The sequence below is a fragment of the Shigella sp. SIG3 genome, from assembly GCF_053555855.1.
Window position 1 is genome coordinate 1 of sequence record NZ_JBQZXE010000164.1, and the last position, 6,063, is coordinate 6,063.

General features: G+C 48.4%; 13 protein-coding genes and 1 pseudogene. 13 read left to right on the forward strand and 1 reads right to left on the reverse strand.

From position 1 onward, the window contains the following. Window positions 1–145 precede the first annotated feature (145 nt). Genes ACUU1I_RS18990 through ACUU1I_RS19020 form a run of 7 tightly spaced genes read left to right on the forward strand, consistent with a single transcriptional unit; the run spans window position 146 to window position 2,885 of the window. Window positions 146–547, forward strand: a complete 402-nt coding sequence (locus ACUU1I_RS18990) for a hypothetical protein (RefSeq protein ID WP_000924594.1) — start codon at window positions 146–148, stop codon at window positions 545–547. Further along, complete coding sequence (locus ACUU1I_RS18995) at window positions 507–716, forward strand: protein NinF (protein ID WP_021514114.1); 210 nt, start codon at window positions 507–509, stop codon at window positions 714–716. The genes ACUU1I_RS18990 and ACUU1I_RS18995 overlap by 41 nt, the downstream gene beginning before the upstream one ends. Continuing rightward, window positions 709–1,431 (forward strand): phage antirepressor KilAC domain-containing protein, encoded by a 723-nt coding sequence (locus ACUU1I_RS19000; RefSeq protein WP_001003980.1) that lies wholly within the window; start codon window positions 709–711, stop codon window positions 1,429–1,431. The genes ACUU1I_RS18995 and ACUU1I_RS19000 overlap by 8 nt, the downstream gene beginning before the upstream one ends. Continuing rightward, a complete protein-coding gene (locus ACUU1I_RS19005; RefSeq protein WP_000002244.1) occupies window positions 1,431–1,721 on the forward strand; it encodes a DUF1364 domain-containing protein in 291 nt (96 codons plus the stop codon). Before ACUU1I_RS19000 ends, ACUU1I_RS19005 begins: the two co-directional genes overlap by 1 nt. Beyond that, entirely contained in the window at window positions 1,718–2,080 is a 363-nt protein-coding gene (locus tag ACUU1I_RS19010; protein ID WP_000006225.1) for a RusA family crossover junction endodeoxyribonuclease, read from the forward strand. Before ACUU1I_RS19005 ends, ACUU1I_RS19010 begins: the two co-directional genes overlap by 4 nt. Then, a complete protein-coding gene (locus tag ACUU1I_RS19015; protein WP_000994516.1) occupies window positions 2,077–2,265 on the forward strand; it encodes a protein ninH in 189 nt (62 codons plus the stop codon). The genes ACUU1I_RS19010 and ACUU1I_RS19015 overlap by 4 nt, the downstream gene beginning before the upstream one ends. Then, complete coding sequence (locus ACUU1I_RS19020; protein ID WP_001235459.1) at window positions 2,262–2,885, forward strand: antitermination protein Q; 624 nt, start codon at window positions 2,262–2,264, stop codon at window positions 2,883–2,885. Before ACUU1I_RS19015 ends, ACUU1I_RS19020 begins: the two co-directional genes overlap by 4 nt. A gap of 268 nt (window positions 2,886–3,153) precedes the next feature. Here the strand turns inward: ACUU1I_RS19020 and ACUU1I_RS19025 are convergent, their stop codons facing one another. After that, window positions 3,154–3,372 (reverse strand): hypothetical protein, encoded by a 219-nt coding sequence (locus tag ACUU1I_RS19025; RefSeq protein ID WP_134797898.1) that lies wholly within the window; start codon window positions 3,370–3,372, stop codon window positions 3,154–3,156. Between the two features lie 224 nt (window positions 3,373–3,596). On the opposite strand from ACUU1I_RS19025, the gene ACUU1I_RS19030 reads away from it, so the two are divergent. From ACUU1I_RS19030 to ACUU1I_RS19055, 6 genes and pseudogenes are all read left to right on the forward strand, one after another. Beyond that, window positions 3,597–3,920, forward strand: coding sequence for a phage holin, lambda family (locus ACUU1I_RS19030; protein ID WP_000783734.1), 324 nt, complete (start codon window positions 3,597–3,599; stop codon window positions 3,918–3,920). Further along, window positions 3,904–4,380 carry a glycoside hydrolase family 24 protein gene (locus ACUU1I_RS19035; RefSeq protein ID WP_000229390.1) on the forward strand — a complete coding sequence of 159 codons (477 nt, stop codon included), beginning with the start codon at window positions 3,904–3,906 and terminating at the stop codon, window positions 4,378–4,380. Before ACUU1I_RS19030 ends, ACUU1I_RS19035 begins: the two co-directional genes overlap by 17 nt. Beyond that, a complete protein-coding gene (locus ACUU1I_RS19040) occupies window positions 4,377–4,844 on the forward strand; it encodes a lysis protein (RefSeq protein WP_005066229.1) in 468 nt (155 codons plus the stop codon). The genes ACUU1I_RS19035 and ACUU1I_RS19040 overlap by 4 nt, the downstream gene beginning before the upstream one ends. Next, the gene (locus ACUU1I_RS19045; protein WP_001543881.1) at window positions 4,832–4,984 is read left to right on the forward strand and encodes a hypothetical protein; all 153 of its coding nucleotides are present in this window, start codon (window positions 4,832–4,834) and stop codon (window positions 4,982–4,984) included. The genes ACUU1I_RS19040 and ACUU1I_RS19045 overlap by 13 nt, the downstream gene beginning before the upstream one ends. 205 nt (window positions 4,985–5,189) lie before the next feature. Beyond that, window positions 5,190–5,695, forward strand: a pseudogene (locus ACUU1I_RS19050) (KilA-N domain-containing protein). A 256-nt stretch (window positions 5,696–5,951) separates the two neighbouring features. Further along, the coding region (locus tag ACUU1I_RS19055; protein ID WP_407631910.1) for a DUF2560 family protein at window positions 5,952–6,063 on the forward strand (112 nt) is incomplete at its 3' end.

Here is a 6,063-nt window from a genome sequence, read left to right on the forward strand (position 1 = left end):
CCGGCGTACTTTCCAGAACCATACGGACTGCCCGTTGACGGACTTCGGGGGAAAAACGAGTATTTTTAGTCATCCTGTTTACCTCCTTCTCAGGAAGTTTAGTCTCCAGGATTCCCGGGGCGGTTCATCGTGCGAGGAAATGACAATGCTTTTAATTCAACCTGGATTTGGCCTTAGCATCAAAAAAGGGCACATGTTTGGCGAGAAAGAGTCTCAACGAAAAATGGTGTCGATACAGTTGCCATTTATCAGTATTTATTGGCTAAACAGGGAGGCAACAAATTATTGGTATACCTGCGCCAGAGCAGCATTTAACGACCCTGACTGGTTTGTGAAAAACCACCACGCAGTTCGTCAGGCAAAGAGAAAGGCCAATACGACATACATGAAGGCGTATCGAAAAGCATGGAAAGAACACCGCGATCGATACCAACAAGACATGGAAAAGCTTGAATCAGAAAACATGGAATTAAGACGAAAGCTCGGTGAAGCAAAACGAGACATCGATGCTTACAAGCGACTTTTTAATGGTGAAAGCCATGCTTAGCCCATCCCAATCCCTTCAATACCAGAAAGAAAGCGTCGAGCGAGCTTTAACGTGCGCTAATTGCGGTCAGAAGCTGCATGTGCTGGAAGTTCACGTGTGTGAGCACTGCTGCGCAGAACTGATGAGCGATCCGAATAGCTCAATGTACGAGGAAGAAGACGATGAATGAGTTAATAAATGGCAATGCCATCAAAATGACAAGCATTGAAATCGCTGAGTTGGTTGGTAAGCGTCATGACAATGTGAAACGTACCATCGAAACGCTGGCTAAAAATGGTGTTATCCGGCTTCCTCAAATTGAGGATTGTGGAAGAATCAATGGGTTAGGCTTAAATCAAAGTTTTTGTGTGTATGTGTTCGAAGGCGAACAAGGAAAGCGAGACAGTATTGTCGTTGTAGCCCAGTTGTCGCCGGAATTCACCGCTCGCCTTGTTGACCGCTGGCGAGAGCTTGAAGAAGCTGCGGTTAATATCCCCAAAACGCTACCGGAAGCGTTGCGCCTTGCTGCTGATCTTGCTGAGCAGAAAATGCAACTGGAAAACCAGCTCGCAATTGCCGCACCTAAAGTTGAGTTTGCCGATCGCGTTGGCGAGGCCAGCGGAATTTTGATTGGAAACTTTGCAAAGGTTGTTGGAATTGGTCCAAACAAACTGTTTGCGTGGATGCGCGATCACAAAATCCTTATTGCTTCAGGTTCCCGGCGCAATGTGCCAATGCAGGAATATATGGATCGCGGCTATTTCACAGTGAAAGAAACAGCGGTCAACACAAATCACGGAATACAGATATCGTTCACCACAAAAATCACCGGGCGTGGTCAACAGTGGCTGACCAGAAAGCTGCTCGATAATGGAATGCTGAAAGTAACAGGGGAGGCTGCTTAATGGCTAATCTACGCAAAGAAGCACGCGGCAGAGAATGCCAGGTACGTATTTACGGCGTATGCAATGGTAATCCTGAAACTACAGTTCTGGCACATTACCGGATGGCTGGAATTTGCGGAACGGGAATGAAGCCTGACGACCTGATCGGCGCATGGGCTTGTAGCGCGTGTCACGATGAAATCGACCGACGCACCCATAATCTCGACAACAAAGACGCCAGACTTTACCACCTCGAAGGCGTGATCAGGACGCAGGCGATACTGCTGAAGGAGGGGAAGATTAAGTCATGAGCGAATATCAGTTTGTGCTTCCATACCCGCCGTCGGTGAACACCTACTGGCGAAGACGGGGAAACCAATACTACATCAGCGATAAAGGCCAGAAATACCGAAAAGAAGTTCAGCAAATAATCCTCCAACTCAAGTTAGACATTTTCACCAAATCACGACTCCGCATCAAAGTCATCGCAGACGTTCCAGACTCCCGCCGCCGCGACCTCGATAACATCCTGAAAGGTTTACTCGACTCCCTTATCCACGCCGGATTTGCGGAAGACGACGAGCAATTCGATGACATTCGCGTAATTCGTGGTGTGAAAGTACCAGGCGGAAGGCTTGGAATAAAAATCACCGAACTGGAGAACGTATGAACGCCACAATTCAAACGATACCAGAGCTTCTTATCCAGACACGAGGCAATCAGACCGAAGTGGCGAGGATGCTTTCCTGCGCAAGAGGAACAGTGCTCAAGTACAACCGAGACAGCAAAGGCGAGCGTCACGTAATAGTTAACGGCGTCCTGATGGTCAAACAGGGCAAGAGGGGAAGACGATGAGACTCGAAAGCGTAGCTAAATTTCATTCGCCAAAAAGCCCGATGATGAGCGACTCACCACGGGCCACGGCTTCTGACTCTCTTTCCGGTACTGATGTGATGGCTGCTATGGGGATGGCGCAATCACAAGCCGGATTCGGAATGGCTGCATTCTGTGGTAAGCACGAACTCAGCCAGAACGACAAACAAAAGGCTATCAACTATCTGATGCAATTTGCACACAAGGTATCGGGGAAATACCGTGGCGTTGCAAAGCTTGAAGGAAATACTAAGGCAAAGGTACTGCAAGTGCTCGCAACATTCGCTTATGCGGATTATTGCCGTAGTGCCGCGACGCCGGGCGCAAGATGCAGAGATTGCCACGGTACAGGCCGTGCGGTTGATATTGCCAAAACAGAGCTGTGGGGGAGAGTTGTTGAGAAAGAGTGTGGAAGATGCAAAGGCGTCGGCTATTCAAGGATGCCAGCAAGCGCCGCATATCGCGCTGTAACGATGCTAATCCCCAACCTTACCCAACCCACATGGTCACGCACTGTTAAGCCGCTGTATGACGCTCTGGTGGTGCAATGCCACAAGGAAGAGTCAATCGCAGACAATATTTTGAATGCGGTCACACGTTAGCAGCATGATTGCCACGGATGGCAACATATTAACGGCATGATATTGACTTATTGAATAAAGTTGGGTAAATTTGACCCAACGATGGGTTAATTCGCTCGTTGTGGTAGTGAGATGAAAAGAGGCGGCGCTTACTACCGATTCCGCCTAGTTGGTCACTTCGACGTATCGTCTGGAACTCCAACCATCGCAGGCTGAGAGGTCTGCAAAATGCAATCCCGAAACAGTTCGCAGGTAATAGTTAGAGCCTGCATAACGGTTTCGGGATTTTTTATATCTGCACAACAGGTAAGAGCATTGAGCCGATAATCGTGAAGAGTCGGCGAGCCTGGTTAGCCAGTGCTCTTTCCGTTGTGGTGAATGCACAGGCTGATGTGTAAGGGCAAGAATCTTTCGCTGGATTCGGTGTGGCCACGTAGCCAGCTGTAGGCAGTTGCAGCAAACCGGAGATCAGCACCGGTCGCCACAATCCAAACTGAGCCGTAGCCACTGACTATCCTGAATTCATCAGTGATAGTTACGCTGCGGCCTTCTACACATGATCTTCGTGAAAGTGGGCGGCATGAGGTTGCGCTAACAACCTAATGCCGTTTTGCCCGTGCATATCGGTCACGAACAAATCTGATTACTAAACACAGTAGCCTGGATTTGTTCTATCAGTAATCGACCTTATTCCTAATTAAATAGAGCAAATCCCCTTATTGGGGGTAAGACATGAAGATGCCAGAAAAACATGACCTGTTAGCCGCCATTCTCGCGGCAAAGGAACAAGGCATCGGGGCAATCCTTGCGTTTGCAATGGCGTACCTTCGCGGCAGATATAATGGCGGTGCGTTTACAAAAACAGTAATCGACGCAACGATGTGCGCCATCATCGCCTGGTTCATTCGTGACCTTCTCGACTTCGCCGGACTAAGTAGCAATCTCGCTTATATAACGAGCGTGTTCATCGGCTACATCGGTACTGACTCGATTGGTTCGCTTATCAAACGCTTCGCTGCTAAAAAAGCCGGAGTAGAAGATGGTGGAAATCAATAATCAACGTAAGGCGTTCCTCGATATGCTGGCGTGGTCAGAGGGAACTGATAACGGACGTCAGAAAACCAGAAATCATGGTTATGACGTCATTGTAGGCGGAGAGCTATTTACTGATTACTCCGATCATCCTCGCAAACTTGTCACACTAAACCCAAAACTAAAATCAACAGCCGCCGGACGTTATCAGCTTCTTTCCCGTTGGTGGGATGCTTACCGTAAGCAGCTTGGCCTGAAAGACTTCTCTCCGAAAAGCCAGGACGCTGTGGCACTGCAACAGATTAAAGAACGTGGCGCTTTACCGATGATTGATCGCGGTGATATTCGTCAGGCAATTGACCGTTGCAGCAATATCTGGGCTTCACTTCCGGGCGCTGGTTATGGTCAGTTCGAGCATAAGGCTGACAGCCTGATTGCAAAATTCAAAGAAGCAGGCGGAACGGTCAGAGAGATTGATGTATGAGCAGAGTCACCGCGATTATCTCCGCTCTGGTTATCTGCATCATCGTCTGCCTGTCATGGGCGGTTAATCATTACCGTGATAACGCCATGACCTACAAAGAGCAGCGAGATAAAAAAGTCAGTGAGCTGAAGCAGGCGACCGCCACCATTACTGACATGCAGCAACGCCAGCGTGCTGCTGATGCACTCGATGCTAAATACACGAAGGAGTTAGCTGATGCGAAAGCTGAAAATGATGCTCTTCGGCGCAAGCTTGATAATGGTGGCAGGGTGCTCGTCAAAGGAAAATGCCCTGTGCCATCCTCAGCCGAAACCTCCAGCGCCTCCGGCATGGGCAATGATGCCACCGTCGAACTCTCTCCAGTTGCTGGACGAAACGTTCTCGGTATCCGGGACGGAATTATCCGCGACCAAACAGCACTGAGAACGCTTCAGGAATACATCAGGACGCAATGCCTTCGATGATAGCGATAATTTTACTCATCATCCTTCACATCTGGCTCTGTAGACAGGGGGGTGATCACTTCTGGAGTAAATCCAGATTAAACATCTCATTGCTGATGCTTGATATTGAGCATCTGGCGCGCGGTAAGGGGCTGCGTTGAGATAAGAGCCAGTCATCACAAACACCAGGATTTAGCCTCGCATTCGCGGGGCTTTTTTATATCTGCAACAAACGCGCTTCACACGCGCGACTTATGAACACAGAGCCTTTCAGGATGACCCTTGAGGATGCCGGTTTGGTAATCGGTGCCTTTCTGTGGGCCGGAATCCTGTGTGACAAGGTTCATCACTAAAAGGTAATCACTGATGAAGTACCCAACAGTTATTGTCAATGGTGTGTCCGTTCGTGTTGATGAGGATGGACGCTACAACTTAAACGATCTCCATGCAGCAGCAGTTGCAAATGGAGAGGCTACAGAGCAACAGCGCCCAAGCCAGTTTTTGCGTAGCGCGCAGATAAAACGCTTCATAAAAGCACTTTGGAACAAATTCAACCACTTAAAATAATCAAAGGTGGTGCAGAACCAGGTGTGTGGGGTGTTGAACTTCTGGCAATCAGATATGCAGCATGGATTAAGCCGGAATTTGAAATCGAAGTTTATGAAGTTTTCAAAACGGTTGTCCGTCTCGGCGTTGGCGCAATGTCCCGTCTGAATAGAATCGATCACATCATCAATACTGAAACCAAAGCGATAAGCCAGTGCGCAAGCCAAATGGCTAAGTGGGGCGTTGGTGGGCGAAAAAGATTGCTTCATGTTGCACGTGAGAGAGCGGCAAATGAAGTGCAAATGTATTTGCCCGGAATGGTGTGATTTCGCAGGTTAATCCAGTTTTTGCATTACGGCAGTACCGCGAAACAACCCAAGCCAGTAAGTGGGGAAATAACACTGGCAGCCACTGAAAGATGAACCTCCAGCCTTATGGCAAAAAAGATTCTTTGTGGTGGCGGACTGATGGAAAGACATCGGTTATTGCAGAGGCCATTCAATGAGTGGTCTCGATAATGGCTTATACCCTACACGGGATAACTTAACTGATATCCCTTTTAACGGATAAACGGAGCCAACAATGGCAGAGATTATTCCCATGACTGAAGAACAGAAATTCCAGTTAGAGATTTACAAACTGGTTATGAACCAGAACGCAGCCGCAGAAGAAGCATTTCAGTTCATTGGCACTG